The following is a 25,233-nucleotide window of genomic DNA, read 5'->3' on the forward strand; positions in this document are numbered from 1 at the left end:
ACAGTACGATCCGCTGATGATCCAGGCGGTCTTCTTCGACGTGGGCGGAACGATCCTCGACGAGACCCGCGAGTTCGCGACCTGGGCGGACTGGCTGGGCGTACCCCGGCACACGTTCTCCGCGGTCTTCGGCGCGGTGATCGCCCGGGGCCTGGACTACCAGGAGGTGTTCCGGGCGTTCCGGCCGGACTTCGACCTCACCGCCGAACTCGCCCGCCGGGTCGCGTCCGGTGACCCGGAGTCGTTCGGCGAGCAGGACCTCTACCCGGACGCGCGGGCCTGCCTGACCGCCCTGAAGGACCAGGGTCTGCGCGTCGGTCTGGCCGGCAACCAGCCGGAGCACGCCGGGGCGACGCTGCGGGCGCTGGACCTGTCGGTGGACGTGATCGGCACGTCTGCGGCCTGGGGCGTGGCGAAACCGGCGCCGGAGTTCTTCGCCCGGGTCGTCCAGGAGAGCGGCGGCGACGCGTCCACCATCCTGTACGTCGGTGACCGGCCGGACAACGACGCTGCACCGGCGATGGCCGCCGGCATGTCGGCGTGCCTGATCCGGCGCGGCCCGTGGGGGCACATCCTCGACATGCCGGACGTGGCCGACCGGTGCCTGTTCCGCATCGGCTCCCTGGATGAGCTGCCGGGCCTGGTGCAGCGGCACAACGCGGCGGGCGGCTAGCCCGGGGCGTCGGCGAAGACCGAGACCCGGGTGCGGTGGTGGCGCGGCGACTCGATCTCGTCGACCACCGCGACCGCCAGATCGGCGTACGACAGGTGGGCCGACGCCGGGGCGCGCTCGCCGCCGAGGCGGTACCGGCCGGTGCGGGGACCGTCCACGTTCAGCGCTGCGGGCGGGGTGAGCACGAGCCAGTCGACTGTGGTGTCCGCCGCGCGGAGCCGGTCCAGGCCGGCGGCATGGCTGAGCGCGAACGGCCGCAGCTCGGCGGGCAGGACGGCCGGGTCGTCGTGGAGGGGCCGGCCGTGCGCGTCGGTGAGCGTGGCGAACAGGCCGATCGCCACGAGTCGGGGCACGCCTGCGCGGGTCAGTCCGTGCAGCAGCGCGTCGGCTGCCCGGACGAAGAACTCCGGATCGAGGCCGGCGGCGGCGAGCGCCTCCGGCCCGGAGGCCGGGCTGACCGCGTGCACGACGGCGTCGTGCCCGTGCCCGATCGAGGTGACCGTCTCCGGGTCGGTGACGTCGCCACGTACCGCGGAGATGAGGTCGCGATGGCGGGCCGGATCGCGGACGACGGCGGTGACGCGGTGGCCGCGACGGTGGGCCTCGGCGGTGATCGCGCGGCCGGCCCGGCCGCCCGCGCCGAAGACGGCGATGCTGGTCATGGCGCGACGCTAGAGCGCCGGGTGCCGGTTACCGCAACGGTACCGGCGTTACGCTCGGGCGGTGACGCCGCTCGATCCGGACATGTTCCATCCCGCGTGTCCGTCGCGGATGATGCCGCTGCGGATCGGCGACAAGTGGACCGCGATGGTGGTGCTGTGCCTGGAGCACGGGCCGCGCCGGTTCACCGAGCTGCGCGCGCCGCTGCGCACGATCACGCCGAAGGTGCTGGCCGAGACGTTGCGGGCGATGGAACGCGACGGGCTGGTCACGCGGACCGCCTACGACGAGAACCCGCCGCGCGTGGAGTACACGCTGACGCCGCTGGGCCGCAGCCTGCTGACGCTGGTCGCGGCCGCCCGGTCGTGGAGCGAGGAGCACCTGGACGAGTTGCTGGCGGCCCGGAAGTCGCACGAGCGGCGGGCCGGCGCCGATGTCGTACCCCCGGCATAGTCTGCCGGTCATGGGAACCGCCGAGCTGGACGAGCTGATCGTGGCCGACGCGGACGCGCTGCGCACGTGGCTGTCCGCCCACCACGACACGTCGCCCGGCGTCTGGCTCGCCCTCACGAAGAAGGGCGGCACGCTCACCACCCTGACCTGGCAGCAGGCGGTCGACGAGGCGTTGTGCTTCGGCTGGATCGACGGGCAGGCCCGCAAGCGCGACCACGAGAGCTCCTGGATCCGGCTCACCCCGCGACGGGCACGCAGTGCCTGGTCTCAACGCAACGTCGCCAACGTGGCCCGGCTGGAGGAGCAGGGGCGGATGGCACCGGCGGGCCGGGCCGCGGTGGAGGCCGCGAAGGCGGACGGCCGGTGGGCGGCGGCCTACGCGCCACCGTCGGAGGCCCAGGTGCCGGCCGACCTGCTCGCCGCCGTCGCGGCCGAGCCCGCCGCCCAGGCCATGTTCGACGTCCTCACCAGCGCCAACAGGTTCGCGCTCATCCACCGGCTCAACGCGGTCAAACGCGCGGAGACCCGCACGCGCAAGATCGGCGAGTTCGTCGCCATGCTGGCCCGCCACGAGACGTTCTACCCGCAGAAGGCGAAGCCGCCGGCCACGCCGTGACCCGGCTCATGAGTGGTCCCGGACGAACGCGCGCATGAGCGCGGCGCACTCGGCCGCGTGCGTCTCCAGCAGCAGATGGCCGCCGTCGAGGATGTGTGCGTCTCGCGGAGGAACACCTCCAGCCCGTCGACGTCGACATGCCGGTGGCGGATCTTCTGGCTGACGCGCATCACCTCATCCTGGCGGGTCGGCCGCGCCCGTACGGTCGGTTCCGGCAGCCGCGACGACCGGCGGGGGTGAGCTGGGCGTACGCTCGAACGAGCCGACAGCAGGAGGTCACCCGCGATGATCCCGGTGCTGATCCTGTTCGGGCTTCTCCTGGGGCGCTGGTGGCGGTCGTCGCTCGTCGCCGCCGCGCTGGGCTGGCCGGTCCTGCTGGTCGCGACCGACGTGATGGACGTCGGCGTCGGGCTGCTCGGCGCGGCCGTGCTCGCCGTCGCCAACACCGGCGCCGGCGTGCTGCTCCATCAGGGAACCCGCCTGGCGATCCGGCGGCTTCGGGCGTCCTGAGGCGGGCCCGTGCGCTACACGGCGCCGCCGGTGTTCCGGATCATCCGCCGGAGCACTTTGAGGGTGGTGACGTAGTCGGCGTCGTCGACGCCGTCGTGGATGCGGGCTCGGATCCCCGGCGCGTGCTGCTTGAGGCGGAGCCGGGCGTCCTCCCCCGCCTCGGTGATCCGCAGCCTGCCGTCCGCGTCGCGGGTCAGCCAGCCGCGCTCCAGCAACACCTCCGCCTCGGCCTCCAGATCGTCCTCGGCGCGCAGGTACGAGCGCATCGCGTGTCGCAGCTCGGGAACGGTCAGCCCGCCACCGCCGGGCAGAAGGTCGTTCGTGGACAGGTGGCGCAGGAGCCAGAACTGTGGCTGGGTGAAGCCGTGCACGGCCTGCTGGGCCCGGGTGAAGGCGATCAGCGACTCGTACGCGACGCCCGTCCAGTAGGCGGCCGGCTGGCCCGCGAGTTCGGCGTCGGACAGGTGCGGCGTCGTCATGGTGACCTACCTCCGGCAGTGATCGGGCGAGCACGACGCTAGGACCTCAACCACGCTTCAGATCAAGCCGTGCGGGGCATCGCGTACCTGCCGACGACGGCATGATGGGCCGATGCGGGTAACGATGGCCACCGACGCGGGACATCCCGGGCGCAGCAACGAGGACTTCGCCGGCGCCGTACCGTGCGGCATGGTCCTGGTCGACGGCGCCGGCGGCATCTCCGGCGTGGAGAAGGTCTGCCGCCACGGCGTCGCCTGGTACGCGACCCGGCTCGGTGGTGCCCTCCTCGGCGCGCTGGACCAGGAGCGCAGCCTGCGCGACGTGCTGGCCGAGGGCATCGAGTGGGTCACCGACGCGCACCGCGACACGTGCGACGTCACCCATCCGATCAGTCCGTTCGCGGCCGTGGCGATGCTCCGGTTCTCCGGCGGGACCGTCGAGCACCTGGTCCTCGGCGACGCGGTGGCGGTCGTCGGCCGGGCGGCGGGTGAGCCCGTCGTCGCCCACGATCCGCGCGAGGTGGTGATCGCCCGGTCCTTCGAGGAGCGGCTGAAGGACGTGCCCGAGGACGGCGACGAGTACCGGCGGCTGTTCATGGAGCTGCGGGCAAGGCGGAACAGCCCGAGTGGGTTCTGGGTCGCCAAGGACGACCCGCGGGTGGTGGACGAGGCGGTCACCGGCAGCAGCCCGGCGGACGACGTGACAGTGGCGGCGCTGCTCAGCAACGGCGCGAGCCGTCTCGTGGACACGTTCGGGCTCTCCGACTGGGCAGGGCTGCTGCGCCTGCTGGAGACCGACGGCCCCGCCGAGGTCATCCGCCGGGTCCGCGAGGCCGAGGCACGCGAGGGCGTCGGCGCCGACGACGCCACGATCGTCTGGCGGCACTGACCGCCGCGGCCACCCGTGTGCGCGGGCCCGCCGTCCTCGTGTTGACTGCGGCGATGGACCGTCAACGCCTGAGCAGCATCGCGCACTCGCACCACCCGATCGCGGCCCCGATCTCCGGCCTCAGCCTCAACCGGCTGCTGCGCCGGGCGGGGCGGCGGCCGGAGGCCCGGATCCTCGATCTCGGGTGCGGCGAGGCCGCCTGGGCGTTGCAGGCCCTCGCGCACTACCCGGACGGGCACGCCGACGGCGTGGACCTCAGCCCGTACGCGCTCGAACGCGCAGCGGACGCCGCCGCCGAACGCGGCCTCGCCGAACGGCTCACCCTGCACGAGCGCGACGCCCGCGCGTACGTGCCGGACGGCGACTACGACCTGGTGCTGTGCGTCGGGTCGACGCACGCGCTCGGCGGCTTCGGCGAGACGCTGAGGCTGGCCGGCCGGCACGTGAAGGCAGACGGCATCCTGATGGTCGGCGAGGGGTTCTGGCAGGTGCCGCCGACGCCGGGGGCGCTGGCGGCGCTGGGCGCGAAACCGGACGACCACGCCGACCTCGCCGGCCTGGTCGACGCCGCCGAGCAGGCAGGCTGGACCCCGGTGTACGCGCACGTCAGCGACACCGCCGAGTGGGACGACTACGAGTGGTCGTGGACCGGCTCGCTCACCGAGTGGGCGCTGGACAACCCCGGTCACCCGGACGCCGCCGGGGCGCTGACGGCCGCCCGCGAGCATCGTGACCAGTGGCTGCGCGGGTACCGGAACATGCTGGGCTTCGTGACGTTCGTGCTGCGCCGGATCTGACCGGCCGCCGGCGCGGGTCCGGCTCGGGACAGGCGGCCGGGGCACTATCGTTCGGGCGTGCAGATCCGTTTCGCCGTACCGGCCGACCCTACCTATCCGGCCCGCGTGGCCGCCGCGCTCGCCGCCGCCCGGCTGCGCCGGTTCGGCTACATCGGCGCGGTCCTCGCCGCGATCGGGGTGATCGGCTGGGTCGCCTCGCAGGCGTCGGACCGAGGTGGCCGGTTCGCTTCGCTGTGGACCGCGTTCATCGTGGCCGGCGTGCTGTCGATGCTCTACGCGCCGTGGGTGCGGTGGCGGGCCCGGCGCCGCTCCGGCGGCTACGCCGTCGAGGGCGCCTACGACATCGACGACCTCAACATCATGATGCGCAGCGGTTCGGAGTCCGGCGGCATCGCCTGGGACGGCGTCGAACGGGTCACCGAGACCCCGGACTTCTGGATCGTGTACGTGGGACGCATGCCGGCCACGGTGATTCCCCGGTGGCTGATGTCCGCCGAGGACGCCGGGACGCTGCGCGCCTTCATGACCGAACGCGGACTGCTCGGCGACCATTGACGATGTATTGATCGGCTATATATGTTGCCTCGGTGAGTGAGATGCGCGAGGCGACCTTCCTGATCCTGACCGCGCTGGCCGACGAGCCGCGCCACGGCTACGGGATCATCCAGGAGGTCGCCGGCCTGTCCGGCGGTCGCGTCAACCTGCTGCCGGGCACCCTCTACGCCGCCCTGGACCGGCTCGTCGCGCAGGGCCTCGTCGAACTCAGTCACGAAGAGGTGGTCGACGGCAGGCTGCGCCGCTACTACCGGCTGCGCGCCGACGGCCAGGCCGAGCTGGCACGCCAGACCGAGCGGCTGCGGCAGCTCGCGTCCGCCGCCGAGACCCGGCTGCGCGCCCTGCGGCCCCGCCCCGCCTGACCCCCACCGTCGCGGCCCCGTAGGGAGAACCCATGCACCGCTGGCTGCTGCTTGCCTACCCCCGTGACTACCGCCGCGCGCGCGGGGCCGAGATCCTGGAGACGGTACGGGACGTCGGCCCGGCACACCGCCGTACCCGGGTGGCGGCGAATCTCGTACGCCATGGCCTGCGTGCCCGGCTGGGACGGCCGGCGAGCCGTTCCGTGGTGGCCTGGGCGTCGGTCTTCGCGGTGGCCTGCGGCTTGTTCGCCGCGTCGTTCGGCACCTGGCTCGCCTGGCTCGGCTCCCGTCCGCTCGACCACCGGGACCTCGCCGCCGTGGTCGGCCAGCTCTACCCGGACCGGCAGGTCAGCCACATCGACCAGGACGACCCGTCCGCCGTGTTCCTCATCTACGGCCACCCGCTGAACCAGGATCTCCTGTCCGAGCTGCTGCTCGGCGACGGCGGCGAGTACGCGCTGGCCGAGCTGACCGCGTCGTTCGACCAGCTGCCGGCCGCCGGCCTCGTCGAGCTGCGGCAGCGCCTGGACGCCGCCGGGTGGGAGCAGAGCGAGCCCGTCCACTCCGACACCACCGTTTACGCCGAACGCGGCGACCACATCCTCGCTGTGGAACTCAACGCCGAGGGCTCGATGAGCCTCACCCTCAGCCGCGCCACCCCCGGCGCCGCCTACCCCGCCGGACTGCTCGCCTTCGCACTGGGCACTGTCGGCGGCTGGGTGCTGTTCGGCTGGGCCAGCCGGCGCACCGAGGGACGACGCCCGCTGGTGCAGGGGCCGACGAAGGTCCTGTACGGCGTCGCGATGGTGTTCTGGGCCGCGCCGATCCTGCTGAGCGCGCCACTGATGCTCACGCACCACCTGAGCGAGCCGCACCCACGCTGGCACGTGCCGTGGGAGTGGCTCGGCCAGCCCACCATGTCGCTGCCGTTCCTGCTCGGCGCGGTCCTGCTGCTGCTCGCGCTGGGCCTGGCGGCGCTGCCGCACCGGCGCCCGGCCGACGCTACGCTCGCCGGGGCGCCGGGCCCGGCCGGCTAGCAGCGCGCCGGGTCAGCCTGCCGGGCATCGCGCGCCGGGGGCGGGCAACGTCAGGTCGACGAGGTACCTGTCCACCACCGCTTCCGTGCAGTCGTTGCGCTGGTAGGTGCCGTGGCCCCAGCCCTCGTAGGTGACCAGACGTCCATGCCGGCCGAGTTGCCGGGCGACGTTCACCGCCCAGGCGTAGCCGGTGCGGGGATCGTGCCGGGCGTTGAGCAGCAGCAGCGGCGTGCGGGTGTGCACATTCAGCGCGTGCGGCGGGTTGCGGACCGGGGACGGCCAGCCCAGGCAGGCCTGCACGGCCAGCAGACCGGCGCCGTACCGGACGTCCGGGGCGACGGCCACGGCGTCCCGGACCAGGCCGGCGTAGTCGGTGTAGTCGCGCACCCGGGCCGGCCAGTCCGCGCAGAACGCCGCGACCGAGAGCGGGAAGTTCACCTCCGGTGGCGGCGCGCCGGCGTCCATGTCCCGCACGATCACCGCGAGTTGCGGCCAGCGAGGGCCGGCGAGCAGGCCGAGTGCCACGGCGGTGACGTCGAAGGCGGTACGAGGGGTGTACTCGCCACGGTCCGCGCGGGCCAGCACCCGCGCCCACACCGACCGCACGTCCCGTTCGTGGAGCGCACAGTCCGCCGACCTGTCGCACCAGGAGACGAACTCGTCGAACGAGTCCTGCAACGTGGCGGCCTGCGTCCGCACGAAGGACCGCACGTCGAGGCTGTGGTCGAACACGCCCTCCAGCACGACCGCCCGCACACGGCCGGGATACCGCTCGGCGTACTGCTGGCCCAGCAATGTGCCGTACGAGCTGCCGTGGAAGGACAGCCGCCGCTCCCCCAGCGCCCGCCGCAACGCGTCGAGGTCACGGACGGTGCTGAGCGTGTCGGCGTGGTCGAACACCGGGCTGGTCGGGCGGCACCTGCCCCACAGGGCCTGGTTGTACGCCACCGCGGCGTCGAAGTCGGCCTGACCGGTCAGCGGGACGGGCGGCTTGCGTAGCGCCGGATCCGGCGTGCAGACGGGCGCGGCGGTGCGGGCCACGGAGCGCGGGTCGAAGCTGACCAGGTCGAACCGGTCCAGCAACTCGCCGCTGAACCGGTCGCCCTTACGGATGCGTTCCACCCCCGAGTCGCCGGGGCCTCCCGGCCCGAAGACCAGCGTGCCCACCCGCCGCTCCGGCGCTCGCGCGAGCCGGCGTGCCACAGCGAGTTCGAACGTCGGGCCGTTCGGCCGGTTCCAGTCCACCGGCACGCGGAGCCGGGCGCATCGCACGCGCTCGTCCGGCGGGACGTTCGGCAGATCGTCGGCGCACTCGCCCCAGACGAGCCGCTGCGGCGGACCATCGGCGCGCACCGCGCCGGGTAGTCCCGCCAGGACGGTGAGCACGGCCAGAGTGACGGCCACGGTACGTCGGTACACGGCACCTCCCCCGTTGTGGATGCCCGTCGATTCTTCAGCGGCGGCCCACCCGAGTCCCATACGGAAACGCCCCGATATGCCCATCGGGCCTTCTCCCCGAGTCCGCCCTGAGGGCCACATGAAGGGGGACGAGTTCGCGTCCGGGGCGGCCGGGCGCTCGCCGGGGCATCGGGCCGGGTGCCAGCGGTCTAGCATCGGGCGATGACGTCGTCCCTGGACCGCCTGCCGAAGATCAGCGCACCGGCCACGAGGGCGCTGAACGCCGCTGGCTACACCACGCTGCGCCGGCTCGCCGGGGTGCCGCGAGCGGAGCTGGCCCGCTTGCACGGCATGGGGCCGAAGGCGCTGGACGTCATCGAGGCCGCCCTCGACGAGCACGACCTGCGGCTGAGCTGACGAGGTGATCGCGATGCCGCTCGGCAGGCTTCACCACCTGATCGTCGACTGCCCGGATCCGATGACCGAGGCACGCTTCTGGAGCGCGGTCCTCGGCGACCCGGTCACGTACGCGGACGACGACTTCGCCGTGGTGTCGGCCAGTACGGCGGCGTCCGGGCTGGCGTTCCAACGCGCCCCCGAGCTGACGCCGCCGACGTGGCCGGATCCGGAAGTGCCGCAGCAGATGCACCTGGACGTGATGGTCGACGACCAGGACGCGGCGGGCGCGGCGGTACTCGCGCTGGGCGCGCGGCGGCTGCCGGGCGACCACATGTACGCCGACCCTGCCGGTCACCCGTTCTGCCTGATCCGGCGTCCCACCTGGGCGTCGCCGGTGGGTGGGTCCGCGTGAATCCACCTGTACGCCGGGTCCGCACCTACCACTGGGGTGCCGTCTACCTCAGCGACGCTCACTGCGAGGCCGATTTCGACATCGACTTCCACGCCGCTGCCGCGCCGGTGCTCGCCACGACGCACCACGTCGCGGTCCTGGTCGCCTCCGCCGCCGTGGCGGACGAGGGAGAGGCAGATGTCACCCTCGACATCCGGGTGACGTCGCAGCGCGTCACGGGGCACCCGTACGAGGTGACCCTGGACGTCCCCTCCGGACGGCTTTACGTCGGCGACGCCGACGACAACGACGAGATCGAGTTGGCGCCGGGCCGCTGGCTGCTGCAGTTCGCCGTGGACGACGCGACGGAGGCCCGCCACGTCGAGCTGGTGGTGTCACCGCTCTGACCGGCCACCGTCACGGCGTCTCCTGGTAGGAGATGAACTCCAGCAGGCTTCCGTCCGGGTCGCGGAAGTAGACGCTGGTCCCGGCGCCACCGGCGCCGACCCGCCGGACCGGCCCGGTTTCCACCTCGACGCCGTGCCGCCGCAGGTGCGCCACCGCCTCCTCGATCGGACCCGCCCAGACGAAGCAGATGTCGCTGTTGCCCGGGCGGACCGGGACGCGGGCGACGTTGCCGCCGAGGTCGAGACCCGGCCCGTGCACGCTCAGCTGATTGGGGCCGACCCGGAACGCGACGCGGTCGCCGCCGACGCCGATCACCTCGGCGCCGACGACGTCGCGATAGAAGTCGGTGGCGGTCCGCCAGTCGGACACGGCGATGACGACGTGGTCCAGTCCGGTCACGGGCGCCATGCGATCACTCTATGGGCCGGACGGCGTCCGCTCCCCCGGATCCGCCGAGGCCGCCGCCGGTGGGCCCGCCTTCAGGTGCCGGGCGAAGAACCGGTTCGCGGCCTCCCCCTCGAACCACGGGACGCCGGTGTGCCCGCCCATGTTGGCGTGCAGCGTCTTCTCCACCGAGCCGAAGGCGTCGAACAGGTCCAGTGCCACCTGCCGGTCGTTGCCCTCGTCGTCCCACTGCAACAGGACGTGCAGCGGAATGGTGACCCGCCGCGCTTCCTCGATGATGGTGCGCGGCACGAAGCTCCCGGCGAACAGGAGCGCGGCCACGATGCGCGGCTCGACCACCGCCAGCCGTACGCCGATGGAGATCACCCCGCCGGCGTACCCGGCCGGGCCGCCGACCTCGGGCAGCGCGAGGAGCGCGTCCAGCGCGGCCCGGCACTCCGGGACCGCCTTCTCCACCAGCGGCAGGACGAGCTGGTCGACCACGTCGTCGGCGACCGGCTCACCGGCCGCCAGTGCCCGGCGCAGGTCGGCGCGGGCCTGCTCGGCGGCGGCGGACGCGGGCCGGTCGCCGCTGCCGGGCAGTTCGATGGTCGCGGCGGCGAAGCCCTGCTCGACGCAGCCCTGCGCCCGGGCCACCAGGCGGGGATACATCCGGCGCAGCCCGCCGGGGTGGCCGAGCAGGATCAGCGGGACCGGCTCGGACGCGGACGCGGGCGTCCACAGGATGCCCGGGATGCCGCCGAGGGTGAATTCGCGCTCGCGGACGCCGTCGGCGAGGCGCTGTTCGGAGGTGAAGCGCATGGTCGTGCCTTTCGGGAGTGCGACGGCGCTCCCGGACGACCTATCGCCCGGCCGTGACCCACGAGGGGAGCACCCATGTCGATACTGCGGTCACGGGTACCACCTCCCTCGTCCTCCGGCACGGCCACCGGCAAGCTAGCAGCGCTCGCCGGGGCGGGCCAACCGGTTTATCGCGGCGTGATCCGCGCCGGCCCGTCAGCCGCGCTCGAATCCGGCGAAGACGACCGCCAGCGTCCGGGTTTGCAGATGCTCGTCCCATCCACCGTGCAGTGCGCCCTGGCACATCGAGGCGAGCAGCGCCATCACCTCGGGCAGCCGTACCGAGTCGGCGACGGTTCCGGCGGCCTGGGCCTGTGCCAGCAGGCTGCCCACGGCCTCCTCCAAGTGACCGACCGCGTCCGGAAGCCGGATCTCCACCCCGGATCCGGCGAGCAGTTCGACTGCCGTCTTCTTCGCGGCGGCCTGCGCCACCGTGTGTCGGAAGAACCCGAAGAGGTCGCGCCGTCCCGCCTCCTCGACGAGCTGCGCGAGCAGTCGCTTCATGAGCGCGGCGAGCAGGTCCTCCTTGGTGGGGAAATGACGGAAGACCGTGCCGATGGCAACGCCGGCGCGGCGGGCCACCTCCTCGGTGGAGGCGCGGGCGCCGAACTCGGCGAAGACCGCCTCGGCGGCGTCCAGGATGCGTGCCCGGTTGCGTTGCGCGTCGGCGCGCAGGGGCGGACCCTCTACCAAAGTGAGTCTCCACTCATTATTCTCTGTGGCACAAGTCGAGTTACGACTCATTATCGCGGAGGCCGGCGTGACACCACAGCAGATCTTCGAGGGCATGCGCGCCAGGTGGCTGGCGAACCTGCCCACCTTCGACGCGGACTCGCTGACCGACGACGTGGTGATCGAAACGCCTTTCGCCGCGCCCGGCCACCCGACGCGCACCGAGGGGAAGCAACCCGTTCTTGCGTACACGCGAGCGGGCCGGGCGTCGTTCCCGGTGCGGTTCGACGAATGCCGCGGCGTGGTCGTGCACGAGACCGCCGATCCCGAGGTGATCGTGGTCGAGTACGAACTCGTCGGCACGCACACGGTGACCGGGGTGACCGCCTCCGCGCCGTTCATCGGGGTGTTGCGGACCCGGGACGGCAAGCTGGCCCACTGGCGCGAATATCAGCACACACTCGCCATCGCTCAGGCCGCCGGACAGGCATGAGCATGCGGCCGCAGGGGCGTCTCCGCACGAGGCTGGCGATCACGGTGGGCGTGACCTCCCGTCATCGCGTCGACTTCGGACCTGTCAGCGGCCCGCCGCGCGGAGCATCGCCTCCGTCTCGGGGTCGGGCATGATCTCCCGGACCTCCTGGGCGCAGCGGCACGAGACGGCGATCTTGGCGGCCCACTTCAGCGCCTCGTCGCGTGAGGCCACGTCGAGGACCACGAACCCGCCGATGACCTCCTTGGTCTCCGGGAACGGCCCGTCGGTGACCACCCCGTCCGTGCCCACGATGCTCGCCTGCTGGCGTTCGAGCCCGGTGCCGTACACGAACACGCCCGCGTTCACGGCCTCCTGGATGACCGCGTGCGCGTCCCTGCCCACCTGGGGGATCTCCTCCGCGGGGATGTGGTCCATCGCGCCGTCGTTGAACGAGATCAGGTACCGCGGCATGCCATGACTCCCTTGTCCGGGCGGCCCGGTCCGGCCGCCTCTCACCCGTACTACGAACGAGCCGCCCCGGATCCGACGTTATGCGCCTCTCGGATTCAGTGCGCTACCAGGACGAAGACTCGCCGAAGCGGTCGTAGTGGTCCCGCGTCACCGGGCCGCGTCCGCAGGCGGGATGGGCACGGCGGTGCCGGTCACCGCGATCCCGGCCCCGGGATCGGCGGGGATGCCGACGATGAGCAGGCTCGGGCGGCCCATGTCCTCCCCTTGCCGCACGGTGACCGTCGCGGGCGGTCGCACCAGGCCCAGCTCGCGCAGGTAACCGCCGAACGCGGCGGCCGCCGCGCCGGTCGCGGCGTCCTCGACCACGCCGCCGGGCGGGAACGGGTTACGCGCGTGGAACACCAACGGGGACTCGCGGTGCACCAGGTCGATCGTGGTCCAGTCCCGCTCGGCCATGAGCGCGCTCAGCGCCGCCATGTCGTAGTCCAGCTCCGCCAGGCGCTGCCGGCTCGCGGCGGCCACGATCGGATGCCAGGCCCCGGCGTACGCGACACGGGGCGGCAGCGTCGCGTCGAGATCGTCCGGCGACCAGCGCAACGCGGCGAGCAGCGCCGCGAGGTCGCCCACGGCAAGGGGTACGCTGCGCGGCGCGACGCTGGTCAGCGTGGCGGTGGTGGTGCCGTCGGCCTGCGCGCTCGTGACGACCTCGACCAGTCCGGCGCGGGTGTCCAGGTGCAGCACGCCGGGGCCGTGCCGCTCGGCGTACGCGACCGCCGAGGCGATGGTCGCGTGGCCGCAGAACGGCACCTCCGCCTTCGGGCTGAAGTAGCGCACCGTGAACCGCCCGCCCTCGCCGGGCACGAGGAAGGCCGTCTCGGAGTAGCCGACCTGCGCCGCCACCTGCTGCATCTCCGCGTCGCCCGCCCCGGTGGCGTCCAGGACGACACCGGCCGGGTTGCCGCCGGCGGGGTCGGCGGTGAACGCGGCGTATCGGAGAATGTCCATGATCATGAGCCTAGCGGCGGCGGTCCGGCTCGTCTGCCCCGAGACGAGCCACGCGGAACTACTCTCCGGGCATGCCCAGCTTCGAGATCACCCCCATCGGCACGGTCCGCAACGATCGGACGGACATCCAGCACAGCGACAACTGGGGCGCCGTCCGCAGCACGATCGTCGTCGACGAACGCTACGGCGAGGCGTGCCTGCAGGGCCTGGAGGAGTTCTCCCACGTGGAGGTCGTGTTCGTCTTCGACCGGTTCCCGGACGGCGGCGACCACCGCGAGCCCCGTCCCTACCGGGGCCGGGCCGACCTGCCGCCGATGGGCGTCTTCGCGGGCCGCGGTCCTCGCCGGCCGAACCGTATCGGCGTAACGTGCTGCCGCATCGAGTCGGTCGACGGCCGCGAGCTGACGGTGGTGGGCCTCGACGCGGTGTCCGGCACACCCGTGATCGACCTGAAGCCGGTGCTGAAGGAGTTCGTTCCCGCCGACGTCCGGCAGCCGGAGTGGGTCAGCGGCATGATGTCCGACTACTTCCGGCCGTAGCGTCGGCGCGGCGCCTCAGCTCAGCAGCCTCTCCGTGAGGTCCATCAACCGCTCGGCGGCCTGGGGGTCGAGGGTCGGGAAACCGGGCGGAAGCCGCTTCCCCCGGTCGACGGCGGTCACCGGCGCGGTCGGCGGCGCGTCCAGGAACTGATGAATCGGCGCCACCGCGTCCACGACGGACCGGGCGGCGACCGCCGCCGCCACCGCGAGCAGCCCTCGTACCACGAGCGGGAGCTCGCTACGGTCACCGCTCCTGGTGAACCCGGGATGGTAGAGCACGTATCGGGCGCGGCTACCGGACCGCTGAGCGAAGCCCACGCCGAGCAGGTCGTTGGCCCGCCCGGCCTGCAACTGCGCGGCGACGGCCGAGTAGCCCGCCGTCATCTGCGGATCGGCCCAGCGCACCTCGCCTTTCGTGACCCCGACACCGGCGACGTTCACGATCACCGGCCGGGTCGCCCGGACCAGGGCCGGACGCAGACCGAAACTGAGCAGGTAGCGACTGACGTAGTAGAGCGCGAACGTGCGCTCCAGTCCCTCCACCGTCTCGACGCGACGCGGCGCCACCGCATTGGCGAACAGCGCCAACGCGTCCACGACCTGGTGCTCGCCGAGGATGTGCGCGATGACCTGCCGCGTCTCGGCCATGCTGGACAGATCGGCGGGAAGGAAGGCGATCAGGCCGCCGGCCATCGCCTCGCCGCGTTCACGGTTGCGGCCGAGCACCAGGACACGGTCGCCACGTTCGGCCCGCCCCAGGGCGAACGCGCGCCCCATCCCGTTCGTGCCGCCACTGACCACCACGACGCCCACGTCGCCCCCTTATCGTCTGCTCATCGACCTGCCTCATCCTGGGCAGCAGGTCGCGGAGGCGAAAGAAGGCACTTTCATGTCCACAGCTAACACCGATGTGAGTGCCTCGCTGCACGATCATCGGCTGCCGGTGCCGGTTCCGGCCGGCGAGTACGATCGCTGTCCGGTGACCGACCTGCTGCGGCGGGTGAGCGACAAGTGGACGCTGTTGCTGATCACCCTGCTCGGCCGGCATCCGTACCGGTTCAACGAGTTGCACCGCGCCGTGGAGGGCATCAGCCCGCGCATGCTCACCCCGACGTTGCGCGCGCTGGAAAGCGACGGCCTGGTCGAACGCGAGGTGTTTCCGACGCTGCCGCCGAGCGTCGAGTACCGGCTGACGCCGCTCGGTGTCAGCTTGCTGGAGCCGCTTTCCGCGCTGGCCGACTGGGCGGTCGCTCACCATGCCGAGATCGTCGCGGCGCGTCAGCCCGTGGACCCGGTGAGCGTGCCCGAACGGTGAGGGCACCGGTCCGGCGTTTGTCCGCCGGGCGGCGGGCGCCGATCTGGAATGCTTCGTCCATGCCGTCCTTCCCGCCCACCTTCTCCGCCGAGGTCGTCGCGCAGCCGATCCAGGCCCAGCTCGAGGCGTTTCTCGACGAGCACCGCGACGCGCTCGACCGTTGCCTGGACGGACTGACCGAGGAACAGGCGCGCCGATCGTTGGTGGCCTCCCGGACCACGCTGCTGGGTCTGGTGAAGCACGCGACCTTCGTCGAGAAGGTCTGGTTCGACGAGGCCGTCACGGGCCGGTCGCGTGCCGAGATCGGCATCCCCGAACGGTCGGAGGACTCGTTCCTCCTCGACGCTGGCGACACGATCGCCGGCGTCCGGCGGGCATACCGCGACGCCCGCGACGCGTCACGCCGGGCAACCTCCACGCGGGGTCTGGACGACATCCTCACCGGGCACCGGCGGGGGCCGCTTCCGCTGCGCTGGGTCTATCTGCACGTCCTGCGCGAGCTCGCCCAGCACTGCGGGCACGCGGACATCCTCCGGGAGCAGATCCTCGACGGACAGCGGGTGGCCGACGACGGCTCGTCGTCGTAACGGCCGGCGTCACGCGCCGGCGCCCTCGTCGAAGTCACCGGTCGACAGGTCGGGGGCACGCATCCGCCACGCGTCGGTGACCAGTTCCGTCAGGCGCTCGACGCCGACGTGCGCCAGCCGCAGCATGACCAGGGGCAACCCGTCGTACGCGGGCGTGGTGAAGAAGAGGTCGGGCTCGCCGAGGAGCAACGCCTGCTTCTCCGCCTCGTCGCCCACGTACAGCACGGCGATGTCGGTGCGGATGCGCCGAGGCTTCCCGGGCGTACGTTCGGGATAGGACCAGACGAACCCCTTGCCGGCGACCCGGAAGTCGAAGCCGTCACTGTCGATCTCGACCACGTGGGGCAGCGACAACGCCACCCGGCGGACGTCGTCCGCGTCAGCCACGACGGTCACCCCCGTACACCGCCTTCCGCACCGGCACAGCGTAGCCGCCGCGCTGCCGTGCGGTGGCGGGCCATCAACCGTCCTTCCGGTCACGACCCTGGCCGTTCCCGATGGTCAGATGGTGAATCCGCCGTCGACGTTCACCGTCGCGCCGGTGACGTAACGCCCGTCCGGGCCGGCCAGGAACGCCACGGCGGCGGCCACGTCGGCCGGCTGCGCGTAGTGGCCGAGGGCGGTGAACCCGTTGATCGCGTCCGCGTTCGGACCGTCGGCCGGGTTCAGCTCGGTGTCCGTGGCACCGGGATTCACCAGGTTCACCGTGATCGCTCGACCGCCGAGTTCGCGCCCGAGCGCCTTGGTCAGACCGATCAAGGCGGTCTTGCTCATCGCGTAGAGCGAGAAGCCCGGGAAGACTGCCCGCTCGGCCGTGTTGCTGCCGATGTTGACGATCCGTCCGCCCGCCGGCATGTGGCGCACCGCGGCCTGCGAGGCGACGAACGGCGCCCGGACGTTCACCGCGACTGTCTGCTCGAACTCGTCGAGACTCAGCTGCTCCAGCGGCCCCAGCAGGAACGCGCCCGCGTTGTTGACCAGGATGTCCAACCGGCCCAGCTCCCCGGCGGCCCGGTCCACCGCCGCGATCACCGCTGCCGGATCGGCGCTGTCGGCCCGCACGGCGATCGCGCGCCGTCCCACAGCCTTGATCTGCGCCACCACGTCGTCGGCGCGACGCTGATTCTGCTGGAACGTCAGCGCCACGTCGGCGCCGTCCTCGGCCAGGCGCAGGGCCACCGCCGCGCCGATGCCACGGCCACCACCGGTGACCAGAGCTACCTTGCCGTCAAGTGCGTTGTTCATGGTGGAAAGCCTTGTCGTAAATGAACCGGCTGTCCGGCGGGGATCGGACGCCGCGTTCGTGACACCGTCCCGCTGCCTCCCGACAGGGCGGGAATGGCAAGCTGCCCTGGTGCCTGCAGAGCCGAGCGGTGACCACTCCTGGCTTTTCGATCTGGTGGCGGTCGACCCGGGCGCGCGCCACCAGGCCCTTGCCCGTCATCAGGCAACCCTCGTCGCGGCGAGCGACGCGCTGGACGAGTGGAACGGCCTGTGGTCGGCGCACTACCGGTCGAGGTCCAGTCAGGCTCGGCTCCAAGCGGCGATGGACAGGGCGCACACCCGCCTCTACCGGCTTCGGGGCCAGACGATCTACGGTCCTCTCGACGCCTTCCGGGACTCCCCGGACGACGACCTCGACAGACGCGCCCGGTGGGCACCGTACGCCGCCCTGTACCTCCGATGGGAGACGGACCATCCTGACGAGTGGGGCGCGCGGGAGTCGTCGATGTGGTCCCGCTGGTCGACGAAGGAGACGCTCCTGCACCGATTCCGTCGGGCCGGTGTCCCGGAAGGCGTCGAGCCGCAGCTCGCCGAGCTGACCCTCGCGGCACTGCAGCGCCCGTACCGGTGCAAGGACTGGATGTACGCGAGCCTGGTCCGTCATTTCCACGACCCGCTGTTCTTCCACGAGGTGGAGACACTGACGTCCGCCGACGATCCCCTGGTTCGGCTCCGGGCGCAGTTCGTACTCCACGTGGCCGAGCACCCGGATCGGAACGTCACCCGGGTTTCCTGGCGCCGCTGGCTGGACGCGAACCAGCTGACCGTTTGATCACCTGGCACGCCGCGCGACCGCACCGCCGTACAACCGGACACGGTGGTCGGCGTCGTGGTCCGGCTCGCCGTACCCGAAAGGCGCCGCCGTGCCGTGACCGACGTGCACCAGCCATTCCTCGTAGTACCAGCTCGGGCTGCACGCGCACCCGGTGAACCGGAAGTTGGCCCGGTAACGGCCGACCTGCCCAGGTGCGAGCGTGAACAGTCGCGCCGACGCCGACGGGCGCGGGTACGCCGCCGATCCGGGTAACCGGTCCACGACGATCGACGCCCGATCGTGCCCGAGCCACAGTCCGACCTCGCGGGCCAGCGCGACGCCTCCGGCGCGTACCCCTTCCCGGTGTTCGTAGCCGACCTCCTGGTCGGCGAGCACGTCGTGGACGACCAGCTCGGCGTCCGGCAGCGGCCGGGGCGGCGGCATCGCCCGGACGAGGCCGCAGCGGGCGTTCGCCTCCCGCGCGCCGCGGGCGGCGGCGGTCCACCGGACGCGGACCCGCTGAATGAGGATCACCGCCCAGGTGTACCCGGAGCGCGCGGCGGTCGCCAGCCGATAAGGGCTCCCGAGCGGGCCGCAGCGGGACACCGCTCGCTACGGTGCGGCGATCGCCGTTGCCCATCTGCGCCGTCCCCGGACCAGCGGTGGACGGCGCAGCGTGCCGAAGGCCGGCTTGCCGCCGTGGCCCGGGCCTCGGTCGTCGAACCTCAGCCCGGGCCGCCTCGCCGGGGCTCAGTTCACCGATGTGTAGAGCCGCTGTCCGCCGGGCCGATAGCCGACGCGCTCGTAGACCCGCCACGAATCCTCGCCGCCAGCCTCCAGCCAGGCGACCTCCGCACCGGCGTGGAACAGCCGCCGGGTGACGTCGGCGGTGATCGCGGACGCCAGTCCCCGGCGGCGGTAGGACGCGCGAACGGCGATGCCGGCCACCTCGCTGACCGCGCCGACGGGCGCTGCCGCACCGCCGCCGCCCGCGCAGTCACCGTCCTCGGTGACGGCCGTGACGACGACGCCACCGGCGTCCTGCTGGCGCCGCAGGCGAGCCACGTCGGCCTCGGAGGCGACCGGATCGCCGCCGAACGCCTCGTTCTGCACGCTGATCAGCGCGGCGCGCTGGGAGTCGGTAACCGGTTCGCACAGCCTCAGGTGGTCCGGCACGGGTGGGGACGCCAACGTGTCCGGCGCGCAGACCAGGTAGGTGTGCCGGGCTTCCACTGTGAAGCCGGCGGCGGTCAGCAGCGCCTCCAGATCGGGGACGCAGCTGGTGACGTACTCCAGGCGGGGTTTGCGGTCGGCGGCGTGGAACGCCGCGACCAGGGCGGCGACGTCGGCCGCCGTGACGGCGGCGCCGGGACGCGGTGTCGCGTAGTTGACGTACGGGCTGGCCGTCGTCGGGTCCAGCCCGATCACGAACGAGCCCACCTCGACCGGCGCGGGCCGGCGCGAGAGGTTGACGACGACTGACTGTTGGATGCGGGCATCCATGCTCAACGGGAACCTCGATGCATGAGAGAAGCTGCGACGGGCGGAAGAAACGTCGGGCCGCCCCGCCGTGTCGCAGGCACGCGACGGTCATCCGTCGCGTGGTCGACACTCAGGCGGCCGCTCGGCCTACCCGGATCACAGGCGTCATTCCCTCATGCAGAGTGCCCACGCGGTGCGCGTGGCCGATCGCAACCTTGCCCTTCCCGACCCGGACGTGTCAATCGCGTACGGCCGGACGTCGCGCACAACCCGCTTGTGGTTCGCGATCGTGGCGGTCATCCTCATCCGGTGCAATGGACGGACGACCTGACGGTGCGCCTCGCTCGGGGAACATCGGTACACGCCCTTGTCCGCTATCTCCGTGCGGCCGAGAAGGAGGGGACGCGCCGTCGCGATGTCCTTGCCGTCCTGACCGAACGGTTCGCGCTGCCGTTCGACGATGCGCGGCTCGCGATGGACCGCGTCGGGGGTGGAGTGGTTCGTGCCGCGTCCGGCAACCCCGCGAACGAGCCGGACCCGGTCAAGGACCCGCTGGCGTGGACCTCGTACCGGCTCGAGCTCGGACTGGCAGTCGACGACGGGGACCCCGGTCCGTCGCCCGAGGAACGGGCGGCGGCGCAGGCTCTCCTGGAAAGGGCCAGGCGTGGTGAGCCCACGCGTGGCACCGAGGACGTCGCCGTGGCGCTCGAGGTCGCGCGGCTGGCCGTCGCATCGCGGGAGAGGGACCGGATTCGCTTCCATCTCCTCCTCGAGGCAGCGACGGCACTGTCGGTCGCCGCGGAAGCATGCATCGCTCGACTCGGGCAGCAGCCCTGTGCCGCGCAGGGTTCCCAGCAGTGGGTCGACGGTGTCGCGCTCGCCGCGGCCGCCCGTGCGGTCACCGGGCAGTTCGCTGCCCAGCCCGACCCGGAGCTCGAGGAGCGTGGCCTCGACCTGGTGGGGCGCATCGTCACCGGCCTGCTGGGCCAATGTCACGCCTTCGTCGGCCGAGCGATGATCGAGTCGGCGCGCTGCTCCCTGCGTAACGGCGACCCCGACCGGGCCGCCGACCGCGCCGACGCGGTGGTGGCCGACTTCGCGGTTCTCCTCGATCGATTCGAGGTCGACGTTCCCGTCGACGAGGACATCGTGGCCTTGGAGTACCTACGGGCGGCCATCGACCTCCTCACCGAGGTGCGCGGCCGTTCCGCCGAACTCGACGCCCTTCGCGACCGGACCGAGCGACTGCTGGCCGGCTCGTCGATCGACTGAATGATCGCGGCGAAACTGTCGGTGTCGGCCGCTAGCCTGCGCGCGTGATGGAAGTCGATATGGAGAAGGCCGCGCTGTGTGAGTTCCTCGAATATCAGCGCGTCAGCATCCGGGCCATCCTGGCGGGTCTGGACCTGGCCTCGCTGTCGAACCCGATCAGGTAGGCGGCGACCAACCGTGAGCGCCAGTTCGGTAGTCGGCCAGGTTGGAGCAGGAAGACGAGTTCCTCGTCGCTGACGCGTCGGGAGTCATGGCGTAGCGCCCGCACGACTGAGGCGTCCTCCTGCCCGCCTGGCAGGCCGAAGCCACCGTGAAGGAGGTCCAGGTACCGAGGGCTTCCCCGCTCCGATGCGGCGATGACATAGTGGCGGATGGTGCCGTCGGATGGATCCGGTATCGGGGGCGGATGGTCCACGGCGACATCATCCTGACTCGACGCGCGGTCCCCACAGCCCTTTTCGTATCCGGACGGCCGGCCGGAGCGTCAGCGGCGCACCCGGTAGCGCAGGTGAAGCACCCGCTCGCCCGGAAGCACCACGTCGGGGTCCTCCAGCAGGTGCTGCGCGTCGACCGACCCGAAGAAGCGCTTCCCGGACCCGAACACCACGGGTACGACGTCCATCCGTACCTCGTCGACCAGGCCCGCGGCGAGCGCCTGGCCTCCGACGTCGCCGGCCGCGACCTCGACGATGCGCTCCCCCGCGAGTTCCTGCGCCCTGGCCACGGCCGCCTCGACGCCGTCGACGAAGTGGAACGGCGCCCCGTGGTCCCAGCCCTCGGGCGCCGGCCGGTGGGTCACGACGACCACGTGGTCGATCCCGCTCGGCGGCGTCCCGTCCCAGCCGTCGGTCAGGTCGAAGACGTGCCGCCCGACGACAGTCACAGCGATCTGGTCCCAGTACGGCCGGACGTAGTCGTGGGACGTCTGCGACACCCGCAACGCGCCGCTGTCGTCCAGCGGGACGTCCCCGCTGGTCAACCAGTCGAACAGCGGCCCGGGCTGGTCGTTGTCGTCCGCGACGAAGCCGTCCACCGACACCGAGCTGTACAGGACCACAGTGCCCACGCCGGTTCTCCTCTGCCTCAGGTGCCCCCAAGCTAGCGTCCCGTGGACCGCTGTTCTTGTAGGAAATCAATCGGCCGGCAGCGACCAGCCGTCGATCACGTGGCCGGGGTGTTCGCGCAGGAACCGCCGCCGCACCTCGACGTACCGGGTCGGCGTGAGCCCGGTGAACGCCCGGAACTCGTGACCGAAGTGGGCCTGGTCGAAATAGCCCGCGTCGCTTGCCAGCTCGCCCCAGTCGACCGGGCGGGTGGGGTCGATCGCGAACACGGCGGCGGCGAAGCGGTAGGTGCGGGCCAGCCGCTTCGGCGTGACGCCGACGAGTTCCTTGAACCGCTGCGTCAGATGGGTGCTGCTGACACCGGCCGCCGTCCTCAGGTCACCGATCGGCACCGCGCCGCTGGTCGCCGCGATGACGCCGCTCGTGTGCCGGACCAGCCCCAGCCCGGTGGTCTCGGACAGCCGTCGCCTCAGCTCCTGTTCGAGCAGCGTCAGCATCTCGTGCGGCCCGTCGGCCGCGGCCAGCCGGTCGCGCAGCTCGGCCACGGCGGGCCGGCCCCAGACCTGCTCCAGCGTCACGGGCCGGTCGCACAGCTCGGCCGCGGGCATCGGCAGGAACGGCGCCAGGCCCCACGGCTTGACGTGTACGCCGACGGACCGGGTCGGGCGCGGGTAGCCGAACTCGAACGCGCGGGTGGGAGTGGAGATCACGCAGCCGTCGGCGTACCCGGTGGTTTCGATGTCGGTGCCGCCGCGGACGCGGAACGGCGCGCCGAGGTTGACGATGAGCAGCGCCGCCGGCATCGGCGGCAGCGTCAGCCGGGGGTACGGGGGCGTGCCGGCCAGGTAGTAGAGGTCGTCGATCAGCCCGTCCAGCGGCGGTCGAGGCACTCTGGACACGTACTCCACGCCCACAGCATCGCGGACGCCCCGCCGTCACCGCCGACGCCCCGCCGGGATCGACTCACGAACGGCCGCGCCGCCCTTGCTGTGCGGCGGCGGAATGAGTCGTTCGCCGAGGGCGAGCGCGAGGGCGACAGCGCCGAGCAGGGCGCCGATCAACATCGTGCCGGCGGCACCGTGGCTTTCCAGTACGAGGGCCCCGAAAAAGGCGCCACCGGTGATGCCGACGTTGACGGCGGCGGACAGCGTCGCGGCGGCGAGATCGGAGCGGCCGGGCGCCACCTGAAGGACGAGGCCGCCGAGCGCCGCGGTGAACGCGGCGAACCCCAGTCCGGCGATTGCGATCAGGACGACGGCAACCGCCGGGTGGTGGCCGAAGGCGTACAGGCCGAGCAGCGCCACGCACTGCAGTGCGACTGTCGCGACCAGGGCGGACCACGGGCTGCGGTCGACTATCGCTCCGGCGGCGAGGATGCCGAGGACGCTGGCGACGCCGCGCGCCAGCAGGATGGTAGCGATCGACGCGGCGGGCAATCCGGTGACCTCGGTGACGAACAGGGCGATGTAGGTGTAGGCGGCGATGGCGCCGGCGGTCGACAGGACGGCCACGACGACCAGGAGCCAGAATCGGCGGGAGTCGGGGGTTCTGCCCCGGCCGGCGTGCCCCTGTGCCGGCCCTGTCGACGGCAGCAACCAGGCCACCACGGCGAAGACGAGCACACCGAGCCCGGCCACCGCCAGGAACGATGCCCGCCAGCCGGCACGTTCACCCAGCCAGGTGCCCGCGGGCACGCCCAGGACGAGGGCGACGTTGCCGCCGGCGAACACGATCGCGACCACCCGTCCGTGCAGTCCGGGTCGGAACAGCTCAGCCGCGGTCGGCACGACGACCGCCCAGAACAACGCATGAGTGGCCGCGGTGGCGATCCTGGCTGCCATCAGCATGGTGAACGTACTCGCGAACACCGTGATCGCGTTGCTGACGACGAAGCCGACCAGGAGCGCTGACAGCAACCGTCGGCGAGGAACTCTGCGCACCAGCGCCGTCAACGGGACCGAGGCGACCATCACCACTGCGCCGTACACGGTGACGAGCATGCCCACTTGGGACGGCGGAACGGCCAGGTCCACGGCCATCGGCAACAGCAGCCCGATCGGCAGCGCCTCGGCTGCGGTGTAGAGGAACGTTCCGCCGGCGAGGCCGATCAGCGCGCCCACTGCCCGCCGGTGTGCGTGCGCCTGGCCCATCGTTACCCCCTAAACCGGCTATGACGGAAACACTCTAGGAACGTTCCCGTCGCGGGGCAACTGGTAAAGTCGGTTTTGATGGAAACAGCAGGGGTTACGCGGATGCGCCTGGTCGGCGGCGACCTCGCGCTGGACTTCCTCAACACCCGTGCCGGCCCACCCGTCGGGCCTCCGGACGATGACGTGCTCACCGGCTACGCCGAGCTGATCGCCTGGAGCGTGCACGCGGGCACCCTCACCGAAACGGACGCGGCGGCGTTGCGCCGGCTGTCCCGCGGCAGTCCGGACAGCACCCACACCGCCTTCGCGCAGGCACTGCGCACCCGTGACTACCTGGACGAGGTGTTCCGGCCACTGGCCGCCGGCGAGGACCCGGGCGTAGCGGCGCTGACCCGGCTGCGCGACGACGAAGCCGACGCGCTCGCCCACGCACAGCTCATGCGCGGGAAGACATTCGCATGGTCCTGGCGGGACGACCACACGCTTGCCCGGCCCTTACGGCCGGTGGTCCATGCGGCGGTCCAGCTTCTCACCACGGGTGCGCTCGACCGGATCAAGCGATGCGCGGGCTGCCGCTTCCTGTTCATCGACGAGAGCAAGAACCGCAGCCGTCGCTGGTGCAGCATGGACGACTGCGGGACCGCAGAGAAGATCCGCCGCTACGTCGAGGTACGACGCATCCGCACAAGACGGTGAGCGCATGGCGCGAGACGGCCGGCCGCAGCGCCTTCGAGGAGCAGATGTGGGCACGCGCCGGCAGGTGGGCGGAGATCACAACGGGACGGTCGTGGCCCGCCGCGGGGGCTGCGTCCCTACCGTCCGAATCTGCTCGCGTTCTGCTGACCGCGAAGACGTCTGCACGAGGTCTCACCCACCGGCCATGCTGGCTCCGTGGACCCGCCGAGACGCCCTACCTCCCAGGCCCTGCTCACGAACCTCTACGCGGCCTTCAACAGGCGTGACATCCCCACGCTGCTGGCCGCCATGACGCCCGATGTCTCGTGGCCCAACGGCTGGGAGGGAGGCGTCCTTCGCGGCCGGGACCAGGTGAGTGCCTACTGGCGCCGGCAGTGGGACCATCTCGAACCTGTTGTCACGCCGACCGCGTTCAGCACGGAGGCCGACGGTCGCATCGCCGTCACCGTTCATCAGGTCGTCCACGACAAGGCCGGAGCGAAGCTCGCCGACCACACCGTCACGCACGTCTACCGCCTCGCCGACGGCCTGGTGGCAGAGATGGAGATCCGCGAGTGACGCGAGGCGTGGCGATGAGTTTCGATACGGTGCCCGG

General features: G+C 72.0%; 36 protein-coding genes and 1 pseudogene. 20 read left to right on the forward strand and 17 right to left on the reverse strand.

The annotated features are described in order from the left end of the window. Window positions 1-16: 16 nt before the first annotated feature. Window positions 17-673 (forward strand): HAD family hydrolase, encoded by a 657-nt coding sequence (locus AMK25_RS19880; protein ID WP_073829827.1) that lies wholly within the window; start codon window positions 17-19, stop codon window positions 671-673. Here AMK25_RS19880 and AMK25_RS19885 read toward each other — a convergent pair. Continuing rightward, complete coding sequence (locus tag AMK25_RS19885; protein ID WP_073829828.1) at window positions 670-1,335, reverse strand: NAD(P)-dependent oxidoreductase; 666 nt, start codon at window positions 1,333-1,335, stop codon at window positions 670-672. The genes AMK25_RS19880 and AMK25_RS19885 overlap by 4 nt on opposite strands. A gap of 61 nt (window positions 1,336-1,396) precedes the next feature. Between AMK25_RS19885 and AMK25_RS19890 the strand changes: the two genes are divergently transcribed. The 3 genes from AMK25_RS19890 to AMK25_RS19905 all read left to right on the forward strand — a co-directional run bounded on the left by AMK25_RS19890 (window position 1,397) and on the right by AMK25_RS19905 (window position 2,912). After that, complete coding sequence (locus AMK25_RS19890) at window positions 1,397-1,786, forward strand: winged helix-turn-helix transcriptional regulator (protein ID WP_241826415.1); 390 nt, start codon at window positions 1,397-1,399, stop codon at window positions 1,784-1,786. 10 nt (window positions 1,787-1,796) lie between these two features. Next, complete coding sequence (locus AMK25_RS19895; protein ID WP_073829829.1) at window positions 1,797-2,402, forward strand: YdeI/OmpD-associated family protein; 606 nt, start codon at window positions 1,797-1,799, stop codon at window positions 2,400-2,402. 285 nt (window positions 2,403-2,687) lie between these two features. Then, window positions 2,688-2,912, forward strand: coding sequence for a hypothetical protein (locus tag AMK25_RS19905; protein ID WP_073829831.1), 225 nt, complete (start codon window positions 2,688-2,690; stop codon window positions 2,910-2,912). A 14-nt stretch (window positions 2,913-2,926) separates the two neighbouring features. On the opposite strand, the gene AMK25_RS19910 is transcribed toward AMK25_RS19905, so the two are convergent. Further along, window positions 2,927-3,391, reverse strand: coding sequence for a MarR family winged helix-turn-helix transcriptional regulator (locus tag AMK25_RS19910; protein ID WP_073829832.1), 465 nt, complete (start codon window positions 3,389-3,391; stop codon window positions 2,927-2,929). A gap of 112 nt (window positions 3,392-3,503) precedes the next feature. On the opposite strand from AMK25_RS19910, the gene AMK25_RS19915 reads away from it, so the two are divergent. From AMK25_RS19915 to AMK25_RS19935, 5 genes are read left to right on the forward strand one after another with little or no spacing between them, the layout of a single operon-like run. After that, window positions 3,504-4,280 carry a hypothetical protein gene (locus AMK25_RS19915; protein WP_241826416.1) on the forward strand — a complete coding sequence of 259 codons (777 nt, stop codon included), beginning with the start codon at window positions 3,504-3,506 and terminating at the stop codon, window positions 4,278-4,280. A gap of 53 nt (window positions 4,281-4,333) precedes the next feature. Beyond that, window positions 4,334-5,077: an SAM-dependent methyltransferase gene (locus AMK25_RS19920; protein ID WP_073829833.1), complete on the forward strand. Its 744-nt coding sequence runs from the start codon at window positions 4,334-4,336 to the stop codon at window positions 5,075-5,077. 57 nt (window positions 5,078-5,134) lie between these two features. Beyond that, window positions 5,135-5,632: a YcxB family protein gene (locus AMK25_RS19925; RefSeq protein ID WP_073829834.1), complete on the forward strand. Its 498-nt coding sequence runs from the start codon at window positions 5,135-5,137 to the stop codon at window positions 5,630-5,632. A gap of 41 nt (window positions 5,633-5,673) precedes the next feature. After that, window positions 5,674-5,994: a PadR family transcriptional regulator gene (locus tag AMK25_RS19930; RefSeq protein ID WP_073829835.1), complete on the forward strand. Its 321-nt coding sequence runs from the start codon at window positions 5,674-5,676 to the stop codon at window positions 5,992-5,994. Window positions 5,995-6,026: 32 nt separating this feature from the next. Beyond that, entirely contained in the window at window positions 6,027-7,031 is a 1,005-nt protein-coding gene (locus AMK25_RS19935) for a hypothetical protein (RefSeq protein ID WP_073829836.1), read from the forward strand. A 12-nt stretch (window positions 7,032-7,043) separates the two neighbouring features. Here the strand turns inward: AMK25_RS19935 and AMK25_RS19940 are convergent, their stop codons facing one another. Beyond that, a complete protein-coding gene (locus tag AMK25_RS19940; protein ID WP_073829837.1) occupies window positions 7,044-8,450 on the reverse strand; it encodes an alpha/beta hydrolase in 1,407 nt (468 codons plus the stop codon). 201 nt (window positions 8,451-8,651) lie between these two features. On the opposite strand from AMK25_RS19940, the gene AMK25_RS19945 reads away from it, so the two are divergent. From AMK25_RS19945 to AMK25_RS19955, 3 genes are read left to right on the forward strand one after another with little or no spacing between them, the layout of a single operon-like run. Beyond that, complete coding sequence (locus AMK25_RS19945) at window positions 8,652-8,846, forward strand: DNA-binding protein (RefSeq protein WP_073829838.1); 195 nt, start codon at window positions 8,652-8,654, stop codon at window positions 8,844-8,846. Between the two features lie 13 nt (window positions 8,847-8,859). Next, entirely contained in the window at window positions 8,860-9,240 is a 381-nt protein-coding gene (locus AMK25_RS19950) for a VOC family protein (protein WP_198937591.1), read from the forward strand. Further along, window positions 9,237-9,626, forward strand: a complete 390-nt coding sequence (locus tag AMK25_RS19955) for a hypothetical protein (RefSeq protein WP_073829840.1) — start codon at window positions 9,237-9,239, stop codon at window positions 9,624-9,626. The genes AMK25_RS19950 and AMK25_RS19955 overlap by 4 nt, the downstream gene beginning before the upstream one ends. 10 nt (window positions 9,627-9,636) lie before the next feature. Here the strand turns inward: AMK25_RS19955 and AMK25_RS19960 are convergent, their stop codons facing one another. The 3 genes from AMK25_RS19960 to AMK25_RS19970 form a co-directional block, all read right to left on the reverse strand. Beyond that, the gene (locus AMK25_RS19960) at window positions 9,637-10,035 is read right to left on the reverse strand and encodes a VOC family protein (RefSeq protein WP_073829841.1); all 399 of its coding nucleotides are present in this window, start codon (window positions 10,033-10,035) and stop codon (window positions 9,637-9,639) included. A 9-nt stretch (window positions 10,036-10,044) separates the two neighbouring features. Continuing rightward, entirely contained in the window at window positions 10,045-10,833 is a 789-nt protein-coding gene (locus AMK25_RS19965; protein WP_073829842.1) for an alpha/beta hydrolase, read from the reverse strand. Between the two features lie 195 nt (window positions 10,834-11,028). Then, on the reverse strand, window positions 11,029-11,565 hold the full coding sequence (locus AMK25_RS19970; RefSeq protein WP_073829843.1) for a TetR/AcrR family transcriptional regulator: 537 nt from the start codon (window positions 11,563-11,565) through the stop codon (window positions 11,029-11,031). A gap of 25 nt (window positions 11,566-11,590) precedes the next feature. Here AMK25_RS19970 and AMK25_RS19975 point away from each other — a divergent pair, with 25 nt between their 5' ends. Next, window positions 11,591-12,037 carry a nuclear transport factor 2 family protein gene (locus AMK25_RS19975; protein WP_241826417.1) on the forward strand — a complete coding sequence of 149 codons (447 nt, stop codon included), beginning with the start codon at window positions 11,591-11,593 and terminating at the stop codon, window positions 12,035-12,037. Window positions 12,038-12,121: 84 nt separating this feature from the next. Here the strand turns inward: AMK25_RS19975 and AMK25_RS19980 are convergent, their stop codons facing one another. Continuing rightward, the gene (locus AMK25_RS19980; protein ID WP_073829845.1) at window positions 12,122-12,490 is read right to left on the reverse strand and encodes a YciI family protein; all 369 of its coding nucleotides are present in this window, start codon (window positions 12,488-12,490) and stop codon (window positions 12,122-12,124) included. 147 nt (window positions 12,491-12,637) lie between these two features. After that, entirely contained in the window at window positions 12,638-13,495 is an 858-nt protein-coding gene (locus tag AMK25_RS19985; RefSeq protein ID WP_073830054.1) for a PhzF family phenazine biosynthesis protein, read from the reverse strand. Window positions 13,496-13,566: 71 nt separating this feature from the next. Here AMK25_RS19985 and AMK25_RS19990 point away from each other — a divergent pair, with 71 nt between their 5' ends. Beyond that, window positions 13,567-14,034 (forward strand): SAM-dependent methyltransferase, encoded by a 468-nt coding sequence (locus AMK25_RS19990; protein WP_073829846.1) that lies wholly within the window; start codon window positions 13,567-13,569, stop codon window positions 14,032-14,034. A 15-nt stretch (window positions 14,035-14,049) separates the two neighbouring features. Here AMK25_RS19990 and AMK25_RS19995 read toward each other — a convergent pair whose 3' ends face one another. Then, on the reverse strand, window positions 14,050-14,847 hold the full coding sequence (locus AMK25_RS19995; protein ID WP_241826418.1) for an SDR family NAD(P)-dependent oxidoreductase: 798 nt from the start codon (window positions 14,845-14,847) through the stop codon (window positions 14,050-14,052). Here AMK25_RS19995 and AMK25_RS20000 point away from each other — a divergent pair. Both AMK25_RS20000 and AMK25_RS20005 read left to right on the forward strand, forming a co-directional pair. Next, the gene (locus AMK25_RS20000) at window positions 14,819-15,349 is read left to right on the forward strand and encodes a winged helix-turn-helix transcriptional regulator (RefSeq protein WP_241826419.1); all 531 of its coding nucleotides are present in this window, start codon (window positions 14,819-14,821) and stop codon (window positions 15,347-15,349) included. The genes AMK25_RS19995 and AMK25_RS20000 overlap by 29 nt on opposite strands. A gap of 59 nt (window positions 15,350-15,408) precedes the next feature. Then, window positions 15,409-15,936: a DinB family protein gene (locus AMK25_RS20005; protein ID WP_073829848.1), complete on the forward strand. Its 528-nt coding sequence runs from the start codon at window positions 15,409-15,411 to the stop codon at window positions 15,934-15,936. Window positions 15,937-15,945: 9 nt separating this feature from the next. Here the strand turns inward: AMK25_RS20005 and AMK25_RS20010 are convergent, their stop codons facing one another. Further along, window positions 15,946-16,323, reverse strand: a complete 378-nt coding sequence (locus tag AMK25_RS20010; protein WP_198937593.1) for an MmcQ/YjbR family DNA-binding protein — start codon at window positions 16,321-16,323, stop codon at window positions 15,946-15,948. Between the two features lie 114 nt (window positions 16,324-16,437). Beyond that, entirely contained in the window at window positions 16,438-17,181 is a 744-nt protein-coding gene (locus AMK25_RS20015; RefSeq protein ID WP_073829850.1) for an SDR family NAD(P)-dependent oxidoreductase, read from the reverse strand. A 109-nt stretch (window positions 17,182-17,290) separates the two neighbouring features. Here AMK25_RS20015 and AMK25_RS20020 point away from each other — a divergent pair, with 109 nt between their 5' ends. Next, window positions 17,291-17,992 carry a hypothetical protein gene (locus tag AMK25_RS20020; protein ID WP_241826420.1) on the forward strand — a complete coding sequence of 234 codons (702 nt, stop codon included), beginning with the start codon at window positions 17,291-17,293 and terminating at the stop codon, window positions 17,990-17,992. Here AMK25_RS20020 and AMK25_RS20025 read toward each other — a convergent pair whose 3' ends face one another. Both AMK25_RS20025 and AMK25_RS20030 read right to left on the reverse strand, forming a co-directional pair. Beyond that, entirely contained in the window at window positions 17,993-18,508 is a 516-nt protein-coding gene (locus AMK25_RS20025; protein ID WP_241826421.1) for a hypothetical protein, read from the reverse strand. A gap of 216 nt (window positions 18,509-18,724) precedes the next feature. Then, window positions 18,725-19,477 (reverse strand): GNAT family N-acetyltransferase, encoded by a 753-nt coding sequence (locus AMK25_RS20030; RefSeq protein ID WP_073829851.1) that lies wholly within the window; start codon window positions 19,475-19,477, stop codon window positions 18,725-18,727. Window positions 19,478-19,765: 288 nt separating this feature from the next. On the opposite strand from AMK25_RS20030, the gene AMK25_RS32005 reads away from it, so the two are divergent. Beyond that, window positions 19,766-20,728 (forward strand): hypothetical protein, encoded by a 963-nt coding sequence (locus AMK25_RS32005; protein ID WP_143194757.1) that lies wholly within the window; start codon window positions 19,766-19,768, stop codon window positions 20,726-20,728. Window positions 20,729-20,915: 187 nt separating this feature from the next. Here the strand turns inward: AMK25_RS32005 and AMK25_RS33255 are convergent. The 4 genes and pseudogenes from AMK25_RS33255 to AMK25_RS20050 all read right to left on the reverse strand — a co-directional run. Beyond that, a pseudogene (locus AMK25_RS33255) lies at window positions 20,916-21,143 on the reverse strand (hypothetical protein); the annotation flags it as partial. Between the two features lie 69 nt (window positions 21,144-21,212). Further along, complete coding sequence (locus tag AMK25_RS20040) at window positions 21,213-21,794, reverse strand: dihydrofolate reductase family protein (RefSeq protein ID WP_073829853.1); 582 nt, start codon at window positions 21,792-21,794, stop codon at window positions 21,213-21,215. 66 nt (window positions 21,795-21,860) lie between these two features. Further along, window positions 21,861-22,682: a helix-turn-helix domain-containing protein gene (locus tag AMK25_RS20045; protein ID WP_073829854.1), complete on the reverse strand. Its 822-nt coding sequence runs from the start codon at window positions 22,680-22,682 to the stop codon at window positions 21,861-21,863. Between the two features lie 45 nt (window positions 22,683-22,727). Beyond that, window positions 22,728-23,912, reverse strand: coding sequence for an MFS transporter (locus tag AMK25_RS20050; protein ID WP_158070670.1), 1,185 nt, complete (start codon window positions 23,910-23,912; stop codon window positions 22,728-22,730). A gap of 108 nt (window positions 23,913-24,020) precedes the next feature. On the opposite strand from AMK25_RS20050, the gene AMK25_RS20055 reads away from it, so the two are divergent. Next, on the forward strand, window positions 24,021-24,638 hold the full coding sequence (locus AMK25_RS20055; protein WP_073829856.1) for a CGNR zinc finger domain-containing protein: 618 nt from the start codon (window positions 24,021-24,023) through the stop codon (window positions 24,636-24,638). Window positions 24,639-24,833: 195 nt separating this feature from the next. After that, window positions 24,834-25,196 carry a nuclear transport factor 2 family protein gene (locus AMK25_RS20060; protein ID WP_073829857.1) on the forward strand — a complete coding sequence of 121 codons (363 nt, stop codon included), beginning with the start codon at window positions 24,834-24,836 and terminating at the stop codon, window positions 25,194-25,196. Window positions 25,197-25,233 lie beyond the last annotated feature (37 nt).

The organism is Micromonospora sp. TSRI0369 (assembly GCF_001905625.1).
In the GTDB taxonomy this organism is placed as follows: Bacteria; Actinomycetota; Actinomycetes; order Mycobacteriales; family Micromonosporaceae; genus Micromonospora; species Micromonospora echinospora_A.

Bases quoted from the DNA above. Each gene is read 5' to 3' on its own strand.
- AMK25_RS19980 (WP_073829845.1), bottom strand. From the start codon at position 12,490: ATGCCGCGGTACCTGATCTCGTTCAACGACGGCGCGATGGACCACATC.
- AMK25_RS19910 (WP_073829832.1), bottom strand. From the start codon at position 3,391: ATGACGACGCCGCACCTGTCCGACGCCGAACTCGCGGGCCAGCCGGCC.
- AMK25_RS19880 (WP_073829827.1), top strand. From the start codon at position 17: ATGATCCAGGCGGTCTTCTTCGACGTGGGCGGAACGATCCTCGACGAG.
- AMK25_RS19965 (WP_073829842.1), bottom strand. From the start codon at position 10,833: ATGCGCTTCACCTCCGAACAGCGCCTCGCCGACGGCGTCCGCGAGCGC.
- AMK25_RS19990 (WP_073829846.1), top strand. From the start codon at position 13,567: ATGCCCAGCTTCGAGATCACCCCCATCGGCACGGTCCGCAACGATCGG.
- AMK25_RS19930 (WP_073829835.1), top strand. From the start codon at position 5,674: ATGCGCGAGGCGACCTTCCTGATCCTGACCGCGCTGGCCGACGAGCCG.
- AMK25_RS19885 (WP_073829828.1), bottom strand. From the start codon at position 1,335: ATGACCAGCATCGCCGTCTTCGGCGCGGGCGGCCGGGCCGGCCGCGCG.
- AMK25_RS20015 (WP_073829850.1), bottom strand. From the start codon at position 17,181: ATGAACAACGCACTTGACGGCAAGGTAGCTCTGGTCACCGGTGGTGGC.
- AMK25_RS20055 (WP_073829856.1), top strand. From the start codon at position 24,021: ATGGAAACAGCAGGGGTTACGCGGATGCGCCTGGTCGGCGGCGACCTC.
- AMK25_RS19945 (WP_073829838.1), top strand. From the start codon at position 8,652: ATGACGTCGTCCCTGGACCGCCTGCCGAAGATCAGCGCACCGGCCACG.
- AMK25_RS19960 (WP_073829841.1), bottom strand. From the start codon at position 10,035: ATGGCGCCCGTGACCGGACTGGACCACGTCGTCATCGCCGTGTCCGAC.
- AMK25_RS19935 (WP_073829836.1), top strand. From the start codon at position 6,027: ATGCACCGCTGGCTGCTGCTTGCCTACCCCCGTGACTACCGCCGCGCG.
- AMK25_RS19905 (WP_073829831.1), top strand. From the start codon at position 2,688: ATGATCCCGGTGCTGATCCTGTTCGGGCTTCTCCTGGGGCGCTGGTGG.
- AMK25_RS19985 (WP_073830054.1), bottom strand. From the start codon at position 13,495: ATGGACATTCTCCGATACGCCGCGTTCACCGCCGACCCCGCCGGCGGC.
- AMK25_RS20030 (WP_073829851.1), bottom strand. From the start codon at position 19,477: ATGGATGCCCGCATCCAACAGTCAGTCGTCGTCAACCTCTCGCGCCGG.
- AMK25_RS19920 (WP_073829833.1), top strand. From the start codon at position 4,334: ATGGACCGTCAACGCCTGAGCAGCATCGCGCACTCGCACCACCCGATC.
- AMK25_RS19915 (WP_241826416.1), top strand. From the start codon at position 3,504: ATGCGGGTAACGATGGCCACCGACGCGGGACATCCCGGGCGCAGCAAC.
- AMK25_RS19895 (WP_073829829.1), top strand. From the start codon at position 1,797: ATGGGAACCGCCGAGCTGGACGAGCTGATCGTGGCCGACGCGGACGCG.
- AMK25_RS19950 (WP_198937591.1), top strand. From the start codon at position 8,860: ATGCCGCTCGGCAGGCTTCACCACCTGATCGTCGACTGCCCGGATCCG.
- AMK25_RS20005 (WP_073829848.1), top strand. From the start codon at position 15,409: ATGCCGTCCTTCCCGCCCACCTTCTCCGCCGAGGTCGTCGCGCAGCCG.